The organism is Spongiimicrobium salis (assembly GCF_043678055.1).
GTDB classification, from domain to species: Bacteria; Bacteroidota; Bacteroidia; order Flavobacteriales; family Flavobacteriaceae; genus Spongiimicrobium; species Spongiimicrobium salis.
Map to the genome: position 1 here is coordinate 38,675 of NZ_JBHEQA010000001.1, position 19,827 is coordinate 58,501.

At 40.1% G+C, this 19,827-nt stretch carries 16 protein-coding genes; 1 reads left to right on the forward strand and 15 read right to left on the reverse strand.

Features of this window, described 5'->3' with window-relative positions:
- Genes rfbC through rfbB form a run of 3 tightly spaced genes read right to left on the reverse strand, consistent with a single transcriptional unit; the run spans position 1 to position 2,488 of the window.
- Entirely contained in the window at positions 1-564 is a 564-nt protein-coding gene (gene rfbC, locus ACEXOE_RS00200; protein ID WP_394746699.1) for a dTDP-4-dehydrorhamnose 3,5-epimerase, read from the reverse strand.
- Positions 565-568: 4 nt separating this feature from the next.
- Positions 569-1,429, reverse strand: coding sequence for a glucose-1-phosphate thymidylyltransferase RfbA (gene rfbA / locus ACEXOE_RS00205; protein WP_394746700.1), 861 nt, complete (start codon positions 1,427-1,429; stop codon positions 569-571).
- A gap of 21 nt (positions 1,430-1,450) precedes the next feature.
- Positions 1,451-2,488, reverse strand: coding sequence for a dTDP-glucose 4,6-dehydratase (rfbB, locus tag ACEXOE_RS00210; RefSeq protein WP_394746701.1), 1,038 nt, complete (start codon positions 2,486-2,488; stop codon positions 1,451-1,453).
- A 247-nt stretch (positions 2,489-2,735) separates the two neighbouring features.
- On the opposite strand from rfbB, the gene ACEXOE_RS00215 reads away from it, so the two are divergent.
- Positions 2,736-3,845: a hybrid sensor histidine kinase/response regulator gene (locus ACEXOE_RS00215; protein ID WP_394746702.1), complete on the forward strand. Its 1,110-nt coding sequence runs from the start codon at positions 2,736-2,738 to the stop codon at positions 3,843-3,845.
- Here the strand turns inward: ACEXOE_RS00215 and ACEXOE_RS00220 are convergent.
- From ACEXOE_RS00220 to ACEXOE_RS00275, 12 genes are all read right to left on the reverse strand, one after another.
- Positions 3,842-5,050, reverse strand: a complete 1,209-nt coding sequence (locus tag ACEXOE_RS00220; RefSeq protein WP_394746703.1) for a glycosyltransferase family 2 protein — start codon at positions 5,048-5,050, stop codon at positions 3,842-3,844. The genes ACEXOE_RS00215 and ACEXOE_RS00220 overlap by 4 nt on opposite strands.
- Positions 5,051-5,054: 4 nt before the next feature.
- A complete protein-coding gene (locus ACEXOE_RS00225; RefSeq protein ID WP_394746704.1) occupies positions 5,055-5,669 on the reverse strand; it encodes an acyltransferase in 615 nt (204 codons plus the stop codon).
- A 10-nt stretch (positions 5,670-5,679) separates the two neighbouring features.
- A complete protein-coding gene (locus tag ACEXOE_RS00230; protein WP_394746705.1) occupies positions 5,680-6,885 on the reverse strand; it encodes a glycosyltransferase in 1,206 nt (401 codons plus the stop codon).
- Complete coding sequence (locus ACEXOE_RS00235) at positions 6,878-8,044, reverse strand: glycosyltransferase family 4 protein (protein WP_394746706.1); 1,167 nt, start codon at positions 8,042-8,044, stop codon at positions 6,878-6,880. Before ACEXOE_RS00235 ends, ACEXOE_RS00230 begins: the two co-directional genes overlap by 8 nt.
- Positions 8,045-8,061: 17 nt before the next feature.
- A complete protein-coding gene (locus tag ACEXOE_RS00240) occupies positions 8,062-9,270 on the reverse strand; it encodes a glycosyltransferase (protein WP_394746707.1) in 1,209 nt (402 codons plus the stop codon).
- Positions 9,271-9,299: 29 nt separating this feature from the next.
- Positions 9,300-10,268: a UDP-glucuronic acid decarboxylase family protein gene (locus ACEXOE_RS00245; protein ID WP_394746708.1), complete on the reverse strand. Its 969-nt coding sequence runs from the start codon at positions 10,266-10,268 to the stop codon at positions 9,300-9,302.
- 15 nt (positions 10,269-10,283) lie between these two features.
- Entirely contained in the window at positions 10,284-11,651 is a 1,368-nt protein-coding gene (locus tag ACEXOE_RS00250) for a UDP-glucose dehydrogenase family protein (RefSeq protein ID WP_394746709.1), read from the reverse strand.
- Between the two features lie 190 nt (positions 11,652-11,841).
- Positions 11,842-13,815 (reverse strand): LruC domain-containing protein, encoded by a 1,974-nt coding sequence (locus tag ACEXOE_RS00255; RefSeq protein ID WP_394746710.1) that lies wholly within the window; start codon positions 13,813-13,815, stop codon positions 11,842-11,844.
- A 27-nt stretch (positions 13,816-13,842) separates the two neighbouring features.
- Entirely contained in the window at positions 13,843-14,742 is a 900-nt protein-coding gene (locus ACEXOE_RS00260) for a glycosyltransferase family 2 protein (protein WP_394746711.1), read from the reverse strand.
- A 10-nt stretch (positions 14,743-14,752) separates the two neighbouring features.
- On the reverse strand, positions 14,753-16,252 hold the full coding sequence (locus tag ACEXOE_RS00265; protein WP_394746712.1) for an O-antigen ligase family protein: 1,500 nt from the start codon (positions 16,250-16,252) through the stop codon (positions 14,753-14,755).
- Positions 16,249-17,595, reverse strand: coding sequence for an oligosaccharide flippase family protein (locus tag ACEXOE_RS00270; RefSeq protein WP_394746713.1), 1,347 nt, complete (start codon positions 17,593-17,595; stop codon positions 16,249-16,251). Before ACEXOE_RS00270 ends, ACEXOE_RS00265 begins: the two co-directional genes overlap by 4 nt.
- Positions 17,595-19,826 (reverse strand): GumC family protein, encoded by a 2,232-nt coding sequence (locus ACEXOE_RS00275; RefSeq protein WP_394746714.1) that lies wholly within the window; start codon positions 19,824-19,826, stop codon positions 17,595-17,597. Before ACEXOE_RS00275 ends, ACEXOE_RS00270 begins: the two co-directional genes overlap by 1 nt.
- Between the last annotated feature and the right edge of the window lies 1 nt (position 19,827).

The window sequence follows — 19,827 nt, forward strand, 5'->3', positions numbered from 1 at the left end:
TTAAAATTTAAGTATTGGTTTCTGCATTAACTCCTTAAAGGTGGGTAGTATTTTATCTTTTTCAGAAATGATCAATTCGTCCTCTGGTATTTGCCAATCGATACTAAAAAAGGGGTCATTATACAGTAATCCGCCTTCAGCATCCTTCTCGTAATAATTATCACATTTATAGGCAAAAACCGCCGTTTCACTCAAAGTAATAAAGCCATGGGCACAGCCTCTAGGTATAAAAAGTTGGGTGTGATTTTCATGGGATAAGGTCGTAGAGAACACGTTTCCATAGGTAGGCGACTCCGATCGCAGGTCAACGGCAACATCCAATACTTCTCCTTGAAGCACACGAACTAATTTCGCCTGGGCAAATTTCCCTTTTTGAAAATGGAGCCCTCGAAGTACTCCTTTTGTAGAAAAAGACTGATTGTCTTGAACAAAATGCGTGGATTGTCCAATACGATCTTCGAAACGCTGTTGATTAAAGCTTTCAAAGAAGTGACCTCGCTCGTCTGCATATACTGCAGGTGTTATGGTATAGCAGCCCGCAATTCTGGTTTTTTTTATTTCCATAATATTAAATTAGAGCGTCTAGTAATGCTTTGCTGTACCCACTTTTGATCAAAGGCTCGGTGAGTCTTTTATATTGCATCTTTGTGATGTATCCCATTTTATAGGCCGCCGCTTCAATAGCACCTACTTTTAATCCTTGTCTTTCTTCAATGACTTGAACAAATTGTGCCGCTTGCATCAAAGAATTAAAGGTTCCGGTATCCAACCAAGCGGTACCCCTATCTAGAATACTCACCTTTAAGGCTCCCCTTCTCAGGTATTCTTTGTTTACATCGGTAATTTCAATTTCTCCACGTGCACTGGGCTTCACATTTTTGGCAATCGCTACCACCTCATTGTCGTAAAAATAAATTCCAGGTACTGCATAGCTCGACTTCGGGTTTTCGGGTTTTTCTTCGATGGAAACCACATTGTTCTTTTCATCGAACTCTACTACACCATATCTTTCCGGATCATTAACATGATATGCATAAATAATTCCACCCTCTGGATCGTTATTGGCCTGTAGGAGTTTTTCCAATCCGGTGCCATAAAAAATATTGTCGCCAAGAATCAAAGCCACTTTATCTTTTCCGATAAATTCCTCCCCAATAATAAAAGCTTCGGCCAAGCCATTGGGTTCTTCTTGAACCGCGTACTCAAATTTGCATCCGTATTGCCTACCATCTCCCAAAAGCTTTTTAAACATTGGAAGATCGTAGGGGGTGGAAATAATTAATATTTCCCAAATACCGGATTCAATTAAAGTAGATATGGGGTAGTATATCATGGGTTTATCATAGACCGGCATAAGCTGCTTACTTACGGCCAGCGTGCAGGGGTGTAATCTAGTTCCCGATCCGCCTGCTAATATTATTCCTTTCATATTTCTTCGTTTTATGGGGGATTATGCAAGGCTTTCTGCCTTTTGATTCAAAAATTTACTGAGGTACCATTCCAAAGTTTTTTCAATGCCACTCTCAAAGTTTTCATCGGCCTTCCATCCTAATTCATTTTCTATTTTGGAGGCATCAATGGCATATCTGAAGTCGTGCCCTGCCCTATCTTCTACATAGGTAATCAGCTCTAAGTAACTTTTTCCTTGTTTTCTCGGTCTTTTTTTATCGAGAAACTCGCAGATCGTAGTGGCAATGTGTAGGTTTGTGCGTTCATTTCTTCCACCGATATTATAGGTTTCACCAGAAGCTCCTTTCTCATAGACCAAAGCTATTCCTTTGCAATGATCTAGGACATAAAGCCAATCCCGGACATTTAGCCCATCTCCATAAATAGGTATGGGTTCATTGGCCAAGGCCTTTCTAAGAATAGTGGGAATCAACTTCTCATCATGTTGTTTTGGTCCGTAATTGTTAGAACAATTGGTCGTAACGATATTCATCCCAAAAGTGTGATGATAACTCCTCACAATAAAATCCGAGGAAGCCTTGGATGCACTGTATGGGCTATTGGGCGCATACGGTGTTGTTTCCGTAAAGAGCCCCTCTTTTCCCAAACTTCCGTAGACCTCATCTGTAGAAACATGATGAAAGCGAGCATTGGCATAATCCGTTTTATAAATTCCAGGAGCTACCATCCAGTGCTTCTTGGCAACATCAATGAGATTAAAAGTGCCCAGAATATTTGTTTGCATAAACGCATCAGGACTTTTGATGGAATTATCTACATGGGATTCCGCTGCAAAGTGAATGACACCTCTAATATCATAGGTCTGAAATAATTCTTCCAGCAAGGAACGATTACAAATATTTCCCTTAATAAAGGTATAACGTTCGTGTTTTTCTACTTCTTTGAGGTGTGCTACATTTCCTGCATAGGTAATCGCATCAATATTTACAAGATGTTTATCCGGGTAGGTTTCCAAAAAATAAGGAATAAAATTAGATCCGATAAAACCAGCACCTCCAGTGATTAAAATATGTTCCATTTAAGATTGGTTAAAAGTATTCATTATATCTATTTGTAAATATAATCTTACAATTGACAAAATTTAAAAGATTGTTGTGAAATGCAAGTTTTGTGTGGTAGATCACCACTTTCTATCGACGGAACAATATATATCACGGCTGTTTTAACATGTTTAAGGCTTATACACCAGAATTCGCCCTAATTCTTATTTATATTATTTTTCCTACTTTTGGTATTATTATTTAAAAAGCCTAGAAAATACACGAATGGAGAAACCACTAATCGCTGCCATTGATGATGAACAGATGAACTTAGAATTGATCGATTTTATCATTACGTCCATTGACTTTAATTTTTTTGGAATCCAGGACAGTAGAACAGCCATTGATTCTCTTATAAAAAAAACACCTACGCTGATTTTGTTAGACGTTCAAATGCCGCATTTGACTGGCTTTGAACTTTGCAAGCAACTGAAATCCCATCCCATATTAAAACATATTCCTATTATATTTCTTACTGGATTAGACCGAACTGAAAACAAAATTCAGGGGTTGGAGTTGGGAGGTGTAGATTATATCACCAAACCCTTCAATAAACAGGAGCTTACCGCCAGAATACGAACTCATGTTAATTTGGTCAGGGCCAATCAAAAAATTCAACTACAAGCCGGAAAATTAGAGCGGGATATTGCACTGAAAAACCGACTTTTCTCCATTATTGGTCATGATCTACGTTCCCCAATGAGTGCTGTAAAAATGCAATTGGATTTTATCATCCGGGGAATTATTGACCCTACGAAAAAGGAATTTATTGATACCACAGTTCATGACCTTCTCAAAACTACGGATGAAGCTTTTAATTTACTGGACAATCTTCTGAACTGGGCCAAATCGGAAAGTGGTGTACTAAGTATTATTGAAGAAAAAATAGATGTTAATGAAGTTGTTGCCCAAAATATACGCTTGGTACAAATGGCAGTAGATGCCAAAGAGATCGTATTGCATATTGAGGTTCCGACAGAGGCTTTTATTAAAGCTGACCTTAACATGTTCAAGACCATTTTTAGAAATTTACTCTCCAATGCCATCAAATTCACTCCTAAAAAAGGAAGCATCACCATAACGGCGGCACAACGAAACGACAAATGGAATATTGCGATCCAAGATACCGGAACTGGAATGTCTAAAGAAGATCTTGTTAAAGTACTGAATCCCAAAGAGCATTTTTCAAAGGAAGGCACCGAAGAAGAAGCTGGAACAGGACTTGGTCTGGTGTTATGTCAGGATTTCATCCAAAAGAATAAGGGGGAGTTGCTTGTGGAGAGCGAATTGGGAAAAGGCAGTCGCTTCTCTTTTGATATGCTCGCCTGCCCTTAAACTACCACTTGCTCATTGGATGCACGCTGTGCTCTTTCCCAATTTACGGATTGATTCCCCTTAAGATAGCGTCCAAAACCTAAATACACCGATAGGTTCATGATAAAAAAGTAATAGGGCACAAACAGTAATTTTAAGCGAATCTTCCTATGCTCTAAAAACCATCCCACTAAAGCCGCCATGTAAAAAAGGATTTGTCCCAATAACAGGAGGTTGTACAACTGCAAAGTCCCTACCCCTTCTTTCAGGGCTAAAGCAATATTCAAAGGGATAATTAGCAAGAGTAACAATGGCGTAAGGGTCCATCGTAATACGCGATGCGAAATATACTGAAAAGACAATGTTCCATATTGAAATACATTCAGCAAGCTTCGCAATCGTACTACCGATTGGATTCCGCCCGCAGAGATTCTAATTTTTCGTTTCAATTCTTCTTTTACATTTGCCGAAGCGGTTTCTATGGCATAGGCATTGGGGTTATATTGGATGGTATATCCGGACATGGCTACGCGCAAGGAAATCATAAAATCGTCCAAGAGTGTATCTTTTTCTACTTCTTGCCATAGGGCAGTACGTATGGCGAACAATTCTCCAGCTGCGCCTACCACTGAGTAGAGTTCCGCATCCCATTTTTTTAATTGGGACTCGTATCTCCAATAGAGTCCTTCCCCCGCTCCTGCAGCCGTATCCGCATCTTTGCTATAAATTCTTTTTTCCCCGGAAACACAGCCTACTTTAGGATTTCTAAACAATTGCACAATCTCTTTGATGGCGTCTTCTCCCAAGGTGGTGTTGGCATCGGAAAAAATTACAATAGGGGTTTCCACAAACTTCATCCCTCTATTCATTGCTGCAATCTTACCAGCTCGTTCTTCTTTATGATGTACTGTGATATCCTTGTATTTTTTTAAGAGTTCCGGAGTACCATCATCGGATCCGTCCGTAACCCATAATTGTCGTACTTTTTCCTGAGGGTAATTCATACTTTTTGAATTGGCCACTTTGGCATCCAAAAACGCCTTTTCGTTAAACGCGCTCATAAAAAGGGTCACTTCCGGTTCGTAATCCTCATTCCCCTTATAGGTTTGATGCAGGCCCAGCATCCTCCTTATCTTAATGATCAGATACAATACGATACCATATCCCAGATACGAATAAAAAATAATGCCAAGGGCTATCCAGAAAAATAATTGAAGTAAGTCCATAGATTTATACTTTTTCCCATTGTTGGGTTTGGTGATTGTATTTTTTTATAACACGTGCGGGGTTGCCCACCGCAATGGAGAAGGGAGGTATATTTTTGGTCACTACACTTCCTGCTCCTATCTGACAGCGCTTTCCAATGGTTACTCCGGCAAGCACTACAGAATTTGCTCCAATATGGGCTTCTTCTTCTATAGTAGTGGGCCTAATATCCAGGGGTTGCTCGCTGGAATTTTGATTGCCATTGGCATATCCATGATTAAAACCGGAAACAAAAACATTTTGTCCCAAGCCAGAGCCGTTGCCCATGGTTACCGGTCCAATGACAACACTACCTATGCCTACCCTTACTTTATCGCCCAATAACACATCTCCCGAACCGTTATTGATGGTGCAAAAAGATTCAATGGTGGTCAACATCCCAATTTCAAATCGTTTCCAGGGGAAAACATCAATCCTACTTCTACGGCGAATGACCGCTCCCTTTCCTTTTTTATGTTTCCATGGGTTCACTATCCACCGGACCCACAATCGAGGTCTTGGATTTCGTTTGGGCGCAATGGCTCTAAGTGCCCATTGTTTTAATGTTGGATTAGATTTTATTTTATTGACGATTCCCATACCTTCTATTTTAAGCGCTGACTTTTTGCACTTTTAAAATGCAGTTATAAATCTCGTTTACATTATTTTCCCAGCTATGGGATAGGCCATAGGCTCTTCTTTCTTCTTGTAATTCTTTAGAATCTTCCTCCAATGCTTGTTCAATGAGATTCACATAATCTTTAGGGGTCACCCCTAAATACGTATGTTCCTTGAAATATTCCATGGCCTTAGTGGCCGATGCAACAGTAGGTTTTCCCAAGGCCAGGTATTCATCGATCTTACGAGGGTAATTCCCTATGGTAGCGTCATTGATCAGTTGGGGGTTTATGGCCACATCAAAACCTTTGATATAATTTGGTAACGCTTTGGCATCACGGCTCCCCAAAAAATATACATTGTTCAATTCGTGTAACTCAGAATCTGCAAAAACATCATCTTGAGGGCCAACGAGAACCACACTCCAATCTTCTCTGGCATTCGCGATATATTCTATAATTTCAATACTCAACCTACGACTGGAAAGGAAGCCAACATACCCAATGATGGGGCCCTTGATCGCCTGTATATCTTCTGGCACTGTTATTTTTCGTTTTTGATCGTTGAAAAGGCTGGTATCGCAGCCTTGACCCACCATATAGGAATGGGCTGTAAACTTCTTGCCATACTCTGTATAAAGGGTAGAATTGTTCACAACACAGTCGGCAGTCTGTATCAATTGGGGTTCCAAACGAACACCGTTCTTTCGCCAATAGGGGTTTTTGGTCAGATAGTCCCGCATATAATACATATAGAAGACCGGGTCCAAAAACGTTTTGATATACTGCCCCAAAAACATGGAACTATCATTGAATACGATATAATCCTTAAACCCAAGACGAGAAATAGCTGTGGAAATATCCTTGCAAAAGCGTTTTCCATTTCTTTTGTTCAGGAAATCGAATAGTTTGGGCCGTGTTATGAAATTTATGGATTCAGTAAGTGTTTTTGGATAGAGGTTCCATAAATTTTCCTGTACCGATACCAGATCTTCCATCTTTCCTCTTTTCACGGCAAGACGTTTTTGAATCTTTTTGGTCTTTCTTTCCCGAATCGCTGAAATTCTGTCCAAAGGAGGATTGACATAGAGTACACGGTTATGTTTTGCAAATTCCATTGCAATATTCTTGCAATTGCTTCCTATTTCAATATCCCATGCCTGAATGCCAAAAACGATGATATCCCTATTCTTAATCATACTGATCCTGTTTTATTTCTTGGTATACTTCCTTATACAGTGCCAATACATTTTGGGACATCGCCGACCAAGAGAAATTCTTTGCTCTCTGTATGCCTTTTTCGGCCAATACTTTTGCCAATTGTTGATCGTCTACCAACGTATGTATTGCTGCTGTAATTTCTTCTGGTTTGAAGGGGTCAATAATCAATGCAGCTTCTTCTCCTGCCACTTCGGGCATAGAAGACGTATTTGAAGTGATTACAGGAACGCCACAGGCCATTCCTTCCAAAATTGGAATTCCAAAGCTCTCCCTCAAGGAAGGATATAGAAAAATACGGCACTGACTAATAATGGCAGGTAATTCCATATTAGGGACATATCCCAACAATAGGATATGTTTCCGTAATTGAGGCATTCCAATGGAGTGTAACAATTTTTGCAATTCGTGTTCGTCATAATCCAACATTACCAGCTGGTACTTTTCGGAAACCGCTTCATTAAAGTTTCCAAAGGCTTCCAATACACCGCGTGTATTCTTTTTGGGATCTGTGTTTCCCAGGAAGAAAAAGAAATTATCCGGCAAACCATATTTTTCTTTTATGGCCTGTAGCACTACTTCATTCCTTACTTTCTTGAAATGGGAACCAACGCCATTGTAGATGGCTGTTAACCGATTGTCCTTAAACTTGAAATAGCTGTTAATTCGTTTTTTTTCATAATTGGAAACTGTAATTACTTTTTTACTTTTTTTAATAACTCCGGGCACGAACCATCTTCGGTACATATTTCCCAATTTTTGATACCAGGTACCCTCTTTTTTGAAAATACTGATGCTTTCCAAATAAATAATGTCGTGCAAAGTGGTAATCAAGGGAACCTTGGAGAAAAGAGGTCCGGTATTACTGGTACAATGTAGTAAATCGCAACCCTCTTCCTTTGCAGCTCTGGGTAGCGCTATTTGCTCCCAACCTGGATACCCGAACTTAGACCTAAGGGGAACAATTTTAAAATTTGAAGTGAGTGGGATGCAGGTATCGTCTTCGTCTGGTTTTACAAAGATGACATATTCATTGACGGTATCAATTTTTTGTAGGTTTTTGATCAATTCCAAAGCCACCATATCCATTCCGTGCTTTTTTTTGCGATACAGTCGTTGTCCTTCTATTCCTATTTTCATGGTATTTCGTTTAATGATTAATGAATCGTACCATGCTCGGTATGTATAAACTTCTTATTGGCTCCTTTGAGTTTAAACAAAGAGACAAACATCAACACAAATGCCCGGGGTAAGGTCAATATGGCTTTTAGGGTCTGTCTTGTATAAAATTTCACAGGAATAGCCATAATAAAGGCTGTACAGACCACGGAAAAGATAGTTATCCAAACAAAGAGGGGCATACTTAAGAAGGTCGTTCTTAAAAAAAAGAAATTCACGAGAACATACACTGCGGTCAAAAGGCTTACTCCTCCTGCCAATAATACTCTAGGTGGGGAGATCATTTGGTACACCTTATCGAAAAAATCGATATTGCCCCGAAGCAAAAGTTCTTTGATCCCAGAACCAATAAAGCGTCTAAAATAGATAAACTGGGCCGATAGCCATCGTTTACGTTGATTGGCGAAAACGGCGGCTTTTTGAACTTTTTCATCATAGACCAGGGCATGATGTAAGTATTCAATCTTTTCTCCTCTTCTCAATAGTTTCAATTCCAACTCTTTGTCAAATCCTCCTACGGCATTCACCTGGGCCATGGTCTTTTTAAAAAATGCATAGTTGAACCCCATCCCAGAACCGATCAATGCCGATGACAATCCAAGGGCGCGATGGCCTTTCCTAAAAATATGATTATTTACCTCTTCGCTAATCGCATCTAATATGGCAAAGGAAGTATTGGTGTTTTTTGCCACTCGATGCCCTTGAACAACCTGATATCCGCTATGGAAAGCCTCGTTCATTTTACGTATGAATGCCGTTTCCATAATATTATCGGCATCCAGCACCAAGGCTACATCATAAGCATCACCAATAGTTTCCATAGCTTTATTTAGGGCTTTGGACTTGGTACTCACTTCAAAATCTACTTCAATGAGTCTTATGGGCAACTTTTTTAATTGTTCAAGTGTAGATGGTTTAAAGGAATCCGCTATGACTACGATTTCAAAAAAGGCTTTGGGATAGTCCTGATCCAATGCTTTCCTCGCAACATCAACAATCACGGCATCTTCTTTATACCCGGGGATAAGAACCGCAAACTTTTTGTGCGGTATGTCTTCGTTTGACTTATTTCCCCTTTTTCCGAAAAGTCCGGCTAAAGAGAATATAAAAATGTATACCGCTGCTGAGCCTAAGTAGAGTACCAAAAGCCATTCTATAGCATTGATAAGGAGTTTAAAATAATCCATGGGGTGTAGTTTGGGGTGATGAATAAAACTTAGGTCGTTATTATCTTGCTTTTTAAGCTGTTCTTCAAAAGTTCATCAAAATAAACAATAGTATCAACCAGTCCTGATCTCAAGGGTACTCGAGGAGACCATCCTTTTAATTTTTCCTGGGCCAATTGAATATCCGGCTTGCGCTGTGTGGGATCATCTGAAGGCAAAGGCAAATGGATGATTTTAGAGTTACTTTCCGTAAGTTCAATAATATTCTTTGCCAATTCCAACATGGTAAATTCTACTGGATTTCCAATATTTACAGGTCCGATAAAATCGTCATCGGTATCCATCATTTTTATCATCCCATCTACGAGATCACTGACGTATTGGAAACTTCTAGTTTGCGTACCGTCTCCAAAAATGGTAATATCCTGTCCCTGAAGCGCTTGTACAATAAAATTGGAAACCACTCTTCCATCGTCCGGTTCCATTCTAGGACCATAGGTATTAAAAATTCTGATGATCTTTACTCGTACATCGTTGGATTGATGATAATTAACGAAAAGAGATTCTGCACATCGCTTCCCTTCATCATAACAGGAACGGGCGCCTATAGGGTTTACATGTCCCCAATAACTTTCCGACTGCGGATGCATTTCCGGATCTCCGTAGACCTCACTTGTAGAGGCTTGTAACACTTTGGCCCCTATACGTTTCGCCAACCCCAACATATTAATGGCCCCCATCACAGAAGTTTTAATGGTTTTGATGGGGTTGTGTTGGTAATGTACCGGGGAAGCCGGACATGCCAAATTGTAAATTTCATCAACTTCAATAAAATAAGGCATGGTCACATCATGTCTTACCAATTCAAAATAAGGATTACTCATTAAGTGGGCTACCTTACTTTTTCGCCCTGTGAAATAGTTATCTAGACAAATTACCTCATTTCCTTCATTCAAAAGACGTTCGCAAAGATGTGACCCAACAAAACCGGCTCCTCCTGTTACTAATATGCGTTTCATATGTTATTTTTTAAATTATAATACAGCTTCCTTCTGAATTTCTTCACGTTTGGCAGAACTATCAATGGTCTCTCTACCTATGCTATAGTAGGTATACTCTAAATCTTTCATCTCTTCCGGATCGTAAATATTTCTCCCATCGAAAATAAGTTTGTTGTTCATGATCTTATCCAAGATTCTGAAGTTGGGCATTCTAAACTCGGACCATTCCGTAACCACGAGCAATGCGTCTATTTCAATACAGGCATCATATTCGTCTTTGGCGTATACGACACTGTCTTTTAAGGTATGTTTTGCCTCTTCCATAGCTACTGGATCGTAAACTCTGATTTCAGCGCCCATGGCCAGTAATTGTTCAATAATGACAAGGGAAGGCGCCTCGCGCATATCATCGGTCTTGGGTTTAAAAGCCAATCCCCAAATACCAAATTGTTTCCCTTTGAGGTTATCCCCAAAATGAGATTTCACTTTTTCCACAAGCTTTGATTTTTGCTTGTAGTTTACACTTTCCACGGCTTTTAACACTTCTAAAGAATGACCATATTCGTCAGCAGTACGTACTAAAGCCTGCACATCCTTTGGAAAACAACTCCCGCCATAGCCAGTGCCCGGATAAATGAACTTATTCCCAATTCTTGCGTCAGAACCTATTCCTTTGCGGACTAAGTCTACATTGGCACCAACCAACTCGCACAGATTGGCGATATCGTTCATAAAACTGATCTTGGTAGCCAACATGGAATTGGCGGCGTATTTGGTCATTTCTGAGGAGGAGATATCCATAAACAAGAGCGGATGTCCATTCATCAGAAAAGGTTTGTATAGTCTTTTCAATGTTTTTTGGGCCCTATTGGTTTCAACGCCCACAACAATTCTATCCGGTTTTAAAAAATCATTGATGGCACTTCCTTCCTTTAAAAATTCAGGATTGGACGCCACATCAAAAGGAATATCCACATTTCGTTTTTTAAGTTCCTCTGCGACAACGGCTTTTACTTTATGCGAAGTTCCTACAGGTACCGTACTTTTAGTAATTACTACTTTGTAGTCTTGCATGTGCTGCCCTATTTCGCGAGCAACGCCTAAGACATACTTTAAATCTGCACTACCATCTTCATCCGGTGGCGTTCCAACAGCAATGAAAACCGCATCACTATCTTCAATCCCTTTCGCAAGATTGGTCGTAAAGGTGATTCTTCCTTTTTCCAAGTTTCGCTCCAAAAGACTATCTAGTCCCGGTTCGTAGATCGGCACCTGCCCATCCAATAACATTTTTACTTTTCTCTTATCGATGTCAACACAAGTAACATCAATACCCGTTTCGGCAAAGCATGTCCCTGTTACTAGACCGACATATCCGGTACCTACTACAGTAATTTTCATAATATTTGGTTTGAAGTTTTTAATCTATTTATGTAAATATATTCTTACTTTTTAATAAGTTTTAACTTATGTTGTGAAAATTGAATTTCATGTTGTCAATAGCTATTAAATTGTTTTTCCTCCCCTTATAATCCTCTCTCTAACCCTATTGAAAGGGTATGAACGCTATATTTTCAAGGGTAATCCTTATTTACTGACGCACGTACCAATCTACATTCTGCGTTCCTCCGGAATTGGCCCAATTCACAAATCTTGGATACTGCAGAGTAATAGGCACCGACTCTGGAGGGGTATCAAAACCTTCATAGATATTCAATGCCCAGGGCAGATTGGTCCTAGTTTTATAATAACGGCCTACGGTAGCATCAGAGAAATCGTCTCCTGTTCCTAAAAAATCAGCCTTACTCGTAGGAGCCAAATCAGGTAAATGCACCTCCCTTGAGCGCGTAGCATTGGCAATTAAAAAAGTGTTGAAGGGGACATCGCCCAATAAAGAACCCTCTATGCCTGCTGTGAATTCCACGGTAATGGTCACGGTAGTTCCTTTTAAATCAAAAGCATCACCAACCGCTAGAACTACTGTTTCATTGGCTGCAGTACCAGTTTCTGTTCCATTGGCAGCTACCGTTTCATAGCCTCCATTCAAGATCTGACCATCTATACTTTCTATTAAGCTGGGATCTATGGGCAATACAAAACCAAAGCCATTATGCAAGGCTCCGCCTATCTCCTCAATGGTAAAAGTAGCTTCCAAGGAAGTAATCAAATTATCGGAATTTGCGATGAGATTAAAAGCATAATCCAGCGCAAGGTCGTTGAAGTCATAATCTCCCTGACTGGGCCATAGATCCTCAAAAACTAATTTTCCGGAAGAATTCACCGAAGGAGAAAAATTATTAAAAGCTCTATTGGGATCAAAAGGGAAATCGTCCAATTCATCATTGATTCCATCCCCATCGGCATCCGTAGCTGCTTGTATTTGTGCTAAATTCCCAATTTGTATGGCATCTACAGGGTTAGACCTTGCGTAAAAGACGGCATCATTAAAATCATCATCCGTAGGACCATCCCTAAACAAATCTTCAAAACCTAATAAAGTGAGTTCCCTGCCTTCGTCATATAATAATACCATATGATTTCTGCGTGCTGCGGTACTTTCGGGATTGAAATCGGGATTGGAATAATAAATACCTAAGTTGGCATCATTAACTCCGGAACCTGTCCATCCGTTGGGCACGATAAACCAGGAGACTACGGTATTGGCCGGAAATCTCCCCAAGTATACTCGATCCCCTGAAATTAAATCTCCTCCAGAAAATCGAAAAGATACATTAGGAAAAATAATATTATGGGCATCTATGTCATCCGCCGTAGCAGGTTCCGAACCGATAGGATATGAATAATACCCCAGCGTATTTCGATATCCAGCTCCTTCCGAAACAAAGGTTACCCATACATCTGCTTCTTTGGTAATGATCAGGCTGGTTTCTTTTCCCGCCAAAAAATCTGGATTCGAAGCCGGAATCCCACCTGGTACGTTTTCAGGTAAAGATGCGTTGATGTCATCCAATAAATTCTGTTCAATCACGTCGGAAAACGCTAAGTTTTCGGGTACGCCAAGGTTATCAAAGCTGTCAATGAAGACAAAATCCCCTACCCGTTGGGTGAGTCCTCCTCCTTTTCGTTGGGGTCGTAACTGGCCTTTTCCGGCATTGCCATTCCGCACGTACAAAGGCCTATAATCAAAGGCAACTGTATTTGCTTGTACGGGTAGACGCACATTATCTACCAATCCAATATAATTGGAAAACAATAGCAAACTATCCGTGCGTGCACTCATCGTAAATTGTTTTTCATAGTGACCACTATCGTCAAAGGCCCCCTTACCGATCAGTATACTATCGCTTACCCCCATCTTGCCGTAGAGGGTAAAAACAGCTCCCGTTAAATGCGAAGGAACATCCAATTCCAAGGTCACATTTTTACTTGTAGCGTAATCAAAGGTAGACGAGACATTCAGGGCACTTAAAGGGTCATTGGGATCTTCGTTCCCCGAACCATCTGGAATTTCATCCACAATAGGGTCGCCTAAATCGTTCTTGCTTACACATCCAATGATGCTTAGCACAGCACATAACAGCAGAATCAATTTCGTTGTTTTCATGATATAAGATTTTTGGGGTTAATCATTTTAATTTTTTAGTATTTGATTATGGGAAAGATTCCACATAATGGCTTTCCAAAACGCATTTAAATGTTCAAACTGTCTTTTGAAAATAAAGGTTAAGGTATTTTTCGGAATCGATATGAAACATTGAAACAATAGGCTCACAAAAAGCGGAACAGGCTTAAAGTTTCTTCGCGCAAAAACGATTCGGTTTCTTGCGATATAATAGGTTTTCATGGGACTGAATTTCCCAGTGGACAGTGATTCTTTATGCAGAATATAGGATTTAGGTTGGTAGTAGATTTTATACCCTGCCCGTTTGATCATCTCGGCCCAATCGTGTTCTTCATAATACAAAAAGTAAATTTCGGTCATCGTGCCTACTTGATCCACCACTTTTTTAGGAACCATCATTGCTGCTCCGTGAATAGAGGCTGTTTCTCCTTCCTGATCAAAATCGCCTTGATCTTTCTGGTGGTACCCTATACTGCTATTACGAATAGTCCAGTGGTTCATTTCCGTATAGCCTGCATATTGGATCAAGCTTGGGTCCCAATGAAATTTAATTTTAGGGCTTACCATACCTATAGTCGGGTCGTTTTGTAAGGTTTCCACTAGGGGTTCAATACAATGTTCCGGGACAATAGTATCATTATTGATAAACAAGAAATAATCTCCCTTGGCCGCCTGAACCCCGAGGTTATTCCCACCAGCAAAACCCAAATTCTCTTTGCTTTTTATCAAATTAACTTGAGGAAACTCCTCTTGGATCACATCTGGATTATCGCTGGGCGAGGCATTATCCACCACAATAACTTCTACATTTTTATAGGATAAATGGGATAAAGAGCGTAACATCTCCAGAGTCACCATAGATTCATTATAATTGATCGTTATTATTGATACTAAAGGTTGATCTTTCATCTTTTTTTATTTAAACAGGTTTCAGATATCCCAATTTTTTTAAAGCCGTTTCGTTAGTGTTTCTCTTTTTAGCCGCCATGATTTGCCGATCCATTTTGGGGGCAATGAACATAAAGACCATCCCTGTATACATAAGAATACAGGTAGGAAATTGTCCAAAAACACCATTGCCATAAGAGGCTCCCATTATACCGAACATGCCACAGACCAAAGCGGCGATTTGTCCTTTTAGCCAATCGTCACGTACTTTAAACATGACATTATAGGCGCCCGTTATCAATACAAAAAAGAGAATAAACAGATGTAGGTAAAGGCCCACTATACCAGTATCTGCCCAAATAGCAACAAACCAACTGTCCGTTGCCGTATTGGCTAAAAAGGTATGGGGAGAAAAACGTTGTCCCCAATTTCCTGTAGAACCAATTCCACCTCCAAAAGGACGCGATGCCAAATATGTTTTTAATTTACGTTGGTTGGCCAAGCGTACTTGTAAGGAAGCATCATTAGGGTCAAAGGCGGTACGCATTCGTCTCACTTGGGCATTGTTATTAAGAATTGTAGTATGTGCAAAAAAGATATAGACCCCAATGCCCATGACTGCGCCCAGCACTAAAATGGGAATGTTTTTTCTTAGGATCAGAAACATGATTCCCCCTGCGGCAGGGACAGCAATGGCCCCCCGTGTACCTGAAATCAACATACCGTAGAGTCCGGCCAAGGATACTACAATACAGAAAATTCGAAACTTTTTGCTTTTCGCAAACAAGGCCAGCACCCCAAACACAACGCCAGCATGTCCTTGTGATGCGCCAAACTGGCCTGCATCCGAATAAAATGAAAAGATACGGAGCTTTCCGAACAACACATGTGTCAGTGATCCTCCATTATCCAACCAACGTTGTTCAAAAGGATCAACACCCAAAAACAATTGCTGACAGCCCTTCAACGTTCCTAAGAGTGACATAGCTCCCCAAATGATCAAAAAGATTTTGAGGTCTTTGGGCTTGTTGTAGATGATGAACAATAGGGGTACGATCATCCATTGATACAATGCCAAGCCACGCATGGCATAGAACCAAGCCTCAAAACTTACTGCTTCAGGGTTCACCGCCTGGAACAAGGCATAGCCAAACCAAATAGTAACCAATAAACTCAATTGGGATTTTGCCCTACTCCAGGGAATCTTAATTCGAAACGCCTTAAAAAACAGGGCCAGGTACATTAAAAATAAGAGTCCATCAATCAATAAACCCCAAGTCATCGGCACATATCTCCCTAAGCCAAGAATTAAAAAGTTCAAAACGAAGATGGTCATCAAACCAATCTTTGGTTTAATGAACAACACCCCTAAATATACTGCTGCTATGGGCAATACAATAATACCTATGCCTGCAACAATACCTTTGGATGCCGTTAAATGGGCGCAAGCCACACAAAGCGATAATAAAATAGCAATGGGCAGGGGTTCCCTTAGGTGATCTGTTCCATATGTTTTATAGAATGGATTCATTGGCTAGTATAGGTTCTTAGATTTTTAAAGAAAAAAATGCCTTGGGGTAAAATTTGGGTCGATTGGATCTGAATTTCTTTCCGGAGGAAATAGAAGCCCAGAAAAATCCCGAGAAGTGTAAAGAACACAGTCCCCATGGCCACAACCACCAGGCTTTCAAAGACGAAAACAGCCAGAATATCCACTAAAATATTGGCCACTGTCATGAAAATGACTTTGTATAAATTCAATTTGGGCCTATTGATACTATCCAATAGTACTCCTGTAAAACGATCTACAGGCAATAGGAGTGTATATACGGTAAATATGCGGAATACTACGGTCAGTAAAGGCAGAGCGTCTGAATAGACCGCTCCTCCTAGAAATAAGATCATTTCTTCGGCAAAAACAAAACAGAAGATGGCTACCGGTATGAACAATAAGGTGATGGCTCCAGAGTAGGTATAGAATATCTTACGGGCGCCTTCCAAGTCTCCTTCAATACATTTTTTTGACATTCTGGGATAAGCGGTCATCGTAAAACTCCGTAACGGGATGCCCAATACGTCCGTTAATTTTAAGGGAATGGCATACATCGCTATTCCTGCAGAGCCCAAAATGGGACTTAACCCAATAATTAAGGTATCTGCACTTTTCAGTAAGCTGGATCCAATAAGGGTGCCCATAGAATATTTTCCAAAGTTGATCAATTCTTTTTCCGTAGCACGATCTGCTTTTTTGAGGTACAATAACCCATCCCACTTCTTTAGGGTGCACCACGTACTGGACACTAAATTCACCGCGAGATTCACCCAAACAATCTCCATTAAACCAAAATGAAACCAGAATCCATTCGCGATCAAAAAGAGCACTAGGACACCAATATTGGCAAATCGGACCATCATCATCCGATTAAAATTTTGTTCGGCCTGAAATAAAGCCGAAGCATTGTTCCAACCTAAATTGCAAAGGGCAAGAAGAGGATACCATCCCAGAAAAATCTCGTATCCCTGGGTTATTTCAATGTCAAAAAAGTAAAGTATACTCCAAATAGACCAACAAAAAATGGCAATTATAGCGAGTAAGATAAGATTGATACGATACGAAGAAGCCAATAATCTTTTGTAGGCTTCCTTATTGGCACCCGCCAGTAAGCGTACTACCGCTGTTCTAGTCAATCCAAATCGCAGCAAATCCACAAAAGTGGCCAAGGTGATAAAGAGCACCCAATCTCCAAAAAGCGGCTTGCTCAATTGCCGCGTAAGCAACATGAAACTCAGCAGACCAAGAAAGGCAATGGCCACATTGGTCATCAAGGACGAAATATTCTTCTCTTTACTAATATTTCTTAGTTTTTGTAGCATTAGGCAATTGATTTTTTCGTGAAGAATCTAAATTGTACCACTTTCTTGACCCACCGTCGAATGAACGACCTCTTTTTAGGCAAGTCGCCCAAGACGGTCTCCATTTCCAAGACTTTAACGCCATTCAAAATAATGGTAGGTTCAGGTCCGGTGGTTGCCTTATTAAAAAGGGACAAGGCATTTTTGTCGGCAGCGCTCCACGCTCTATTTGCCCGTGTAACCAAAAAGGTATAATCCATGGTAGCAGCAAGTTTCACAGGGAAAGGACTTTTTATGATACAGGGTATTTCAAGGATGATAAAATCGAAATAAGAAAAGTCCGCAATAGTAGCCTCTCGATCAAATTCTTCTATTTGGGAAATCTTATACAAATGATCGCTGACCGTATAGAGCAGTTTATGATAACAGTCATTATCAAGGCCCAAATCAAAGGTATCGTAGGTGACATGCAAAGTCTTGTATTCCAGTTCGCATAGTTTTGAGATCAAGTGTTGACAAATAAAGGTTTTCCCCTCCCCTTCCTGAGTAGAAAAAAACATATTTACTACGGGCCTCCCATCTTTTTCCTTCTTAAACTGATTTAAGATGATATTTCTGGAAATGGCATTAACTGCTTTATTCTTGAGGTAATTGTAATCCATTTTTTTACTTTTTTCATGGATTACCGGGAATATCGAGGATACTTTTAACTCAATTCTATCTTCTGCCCTTGTGGCCGTATTGATATTCCCATCTAAAAACTCCAATATCAATACCGTAAAGGCAACCAAAATAACGCCCATTAAGCCTGCAACGACTACTAAGATCATGCGCTTACTGGGCTTGGGGTTTATAGGAAAGAAGGGTACTTCTATTAACTTTAGGTTTGATTTTAACTCAACATTTTGTTGGCGTAACTTGGCCAAACCAAGACTATGTAATAAACTTAGATATTCACGTTCAGCAATGTCGATCTTACGCTCCAGGCGTTTCATAGTGGCTCCTAAAGGGGAGAACACCTGATACAATTTCTCAAATTCCAAGCGCTTTTGGTCCATCACCCTTAATTGGGCTTTGGTGCCTTCAAAAATGATGGTATTCTCTAGCCAATCCGTTAAAATATCGGTAGAAGCCAAGGTTTTTTCATCATAATCTGTTCCATACAATTGATCTACTTGTTGGGTAAGCTGGGCTTTAAGACCCGCGGCCCTTTTGTTCAGAGCAACGACATCTTTTGCATTCTGTACTTGAATGGTGGAGTCGCTTTCCACGCCCAACGTCTTCATGGAGATTTCAAAATTGATATCGGCCAACTCATTTCTAAGCCCTATGATTTCCTCACTGGAGAGTCTTTTCTTCTCATGGGTCTTTAATTTGGATTCTAAGGTTTCAAGTACTGCTTTAGCCGCAAAATGTTTGATATGCACTTTTTGGTATTCCAACTCAAAATGCTCCTTTTCCGAGGCAATATGTTTGGTCTGTTCGTAATAATTGATGATGTTATGTGTTCTGTTAAAATCCAAGAGTTCATCTTCGGCAGAACGCAGTTGTTTTGTGGAGGTATTGAGTTGCCCCTGAAAATATTTCACAACCGCATCGGATTGGTTTACCTTAATATCCGCATTGAGCTTTACAAAAACATCGGAAAGAATCAAGAGGGTGTTTTGGCAAATAGCCGGATCTTCAGATTCAAATTCAATATCCACAAAATCACTACTCAAAATTCTACGCACGCTGATCCTTCCCACAATTTTTTCAATGCTATAATCGGGATGTTTAAGGTTGATCAGTTCATAAATAAAATTGGTATGATTGGAAGCCTTTAGCTTTTCAAAATTCTCGTACGTCTTTTGCACATCGCCCTTTACCGCCAATTCTTTGACCTCTTCCGGAACTATTTCCATTAAGGCAATATACTTTTCCCTGGAGATAATTTTTGTGTCCACACTATCCAGAGCCATATGTTGGGCGAAAAGTTGTAAGCCCACTCGTTCTATGGTGGTTCTCGCCTTAATTAAGTTCAGCAGGTTATCATAGGCCGTATTGGTCGCTCTAAAATCGAGCTTTGTATTGTCTAATTCTATTGTAGATCCCGAAGCTATTCCGGTATAGACCCTAGCTTTTGAATTATATACTTTAGGTTGATCCCTGGTCAAATAAAAGACGAGGGAAGCCAAAATAATGGGCGCAGCAATCAATAAGGCAATATGCCGTAGAAGAAGTCGTATGAAAAAAAGTAAGTTAAACTTCATT

What these genes read in the sequence shown, in the direction of transcription:
- ACEXOE_RS00225 (WP_394746704.1), bottom strand. Translation starts at nt 5,669, where the DNA reads ATGGGAATCGTCAATAAAATAAAATCTAATCCAACATTAAAACAATGG.
- ACEXOE_RS00220 (WP_394746703.1), bottom strand. Translation starts at nt 5,050, where the DNA reads ATGGACTTACTTCAATTATTTTTCTGGATAGCCCTTGGCATTATTTTT.
- ACEXOE_RS00230 (WP_394746705.1), bottom strand. Translation starts at nt 6,885, where the DNA reads ATGATTAAGAATAGGGATATCATCGTTTTTGGCATTCAGGCATGGGAT.
- ACEXOE_RS00265 (WP_394746712.1), bottom strand. Translation starts at nt 16,252, where the DNA reads ATGAATCCATTCTATAAAACATATGGAACAGATCACCTAAGGGAACCC.
- rfbC (WP_394746699.1), bottom strand. Translation starts at nt 564, where the DNA reads ATGGAAATAAAAAAAACCAGAATTGCGGGCTGCTATACCATAACACCT.
- ACEXOE_RS00255 (WP_394746710.1), bottom strand. Translation starts at nt 13,815, where the DNA reads ATGAAAACAACGAAATTGATTCTGCTGTTATGTGCTGTGCTAAGCATC.
- ACEXOE_RS00270 (WP_394746713.1), bottom strand. Translation starts at nt 17,595, where the DNA reads ATGCTACAAAAACTAAGAAATATTAGTAAAGAGAAGAATATTTCGTCC.
- ACEXOE_RS00235 (WP_394746706.1), bottom strand. Translation starts at nt 8,044, where the DNA reads ATGAAAATAGGAATAGAAGGACAACGACTGTATCGCAAAAAAAAGCAC.
- rfbB (WP_394746701.1), bottom strand. Translation starts at nt 2,488, where the DNA reads ATGGAACATATTTTAATCACTGGAGGTGCTGGTTTTATCGGATCTAAT.
- ACEXOE_RS00275 (WP_394746714.1), bottom strand. Translation starts at nt 19,826, where the DNA reads ATGAAGTTTAACTTACTTTTTTTCATACGACTTCTTCTACGGCATATT.
- ACEXOE_RS00245 (WP_394746708.1), bottom strand. Translation starts at nt 10,268, where the DNA reads ATGAAACGCATATTAGTAACAGGAGGAGCCGGTTTTGTTGGGTCACAT.
- ACEXOE_RS00240 (WP_394746707.1), bottom strand. Translation starts at nt 9,270, where the DNA reads ATGGATTATTTTAAACTCCTTATCAATGCTATAGAATGGCTTTTGGTA.
- rfbA (WP_394746700.1), bottom strand. Translation starts at nt 1,429, where the DNA reads ATGAAAGGAATAATATTAGCAGGCGGATCGGGAACTAGATTACACCCC.
- ACEXOE_RS00215 (WP_394746702.1), top strand. Translation starts at nt 2,736, where the DNA reads ATGGAGAAACCACTAATCGCTGCCATTGATGATGAACAGATGAACTTA.
- ACEXOE_RS00250 (WP_394746709.1), bottom strand. Translation starts at nt 11,651, where the DNA reads ATGAAAATTACTGTAGTAGGTACCGGATATGTCGGTCTAGTAACAGGG.
- ACEXOE_RS00260 (WP_394746711.1), bottom strand. Translation starts at nt 14,742, where the DNA reads ATGAAAGATCAACCTTTAGTATCAATAATAACGATCAATTATAATGAA.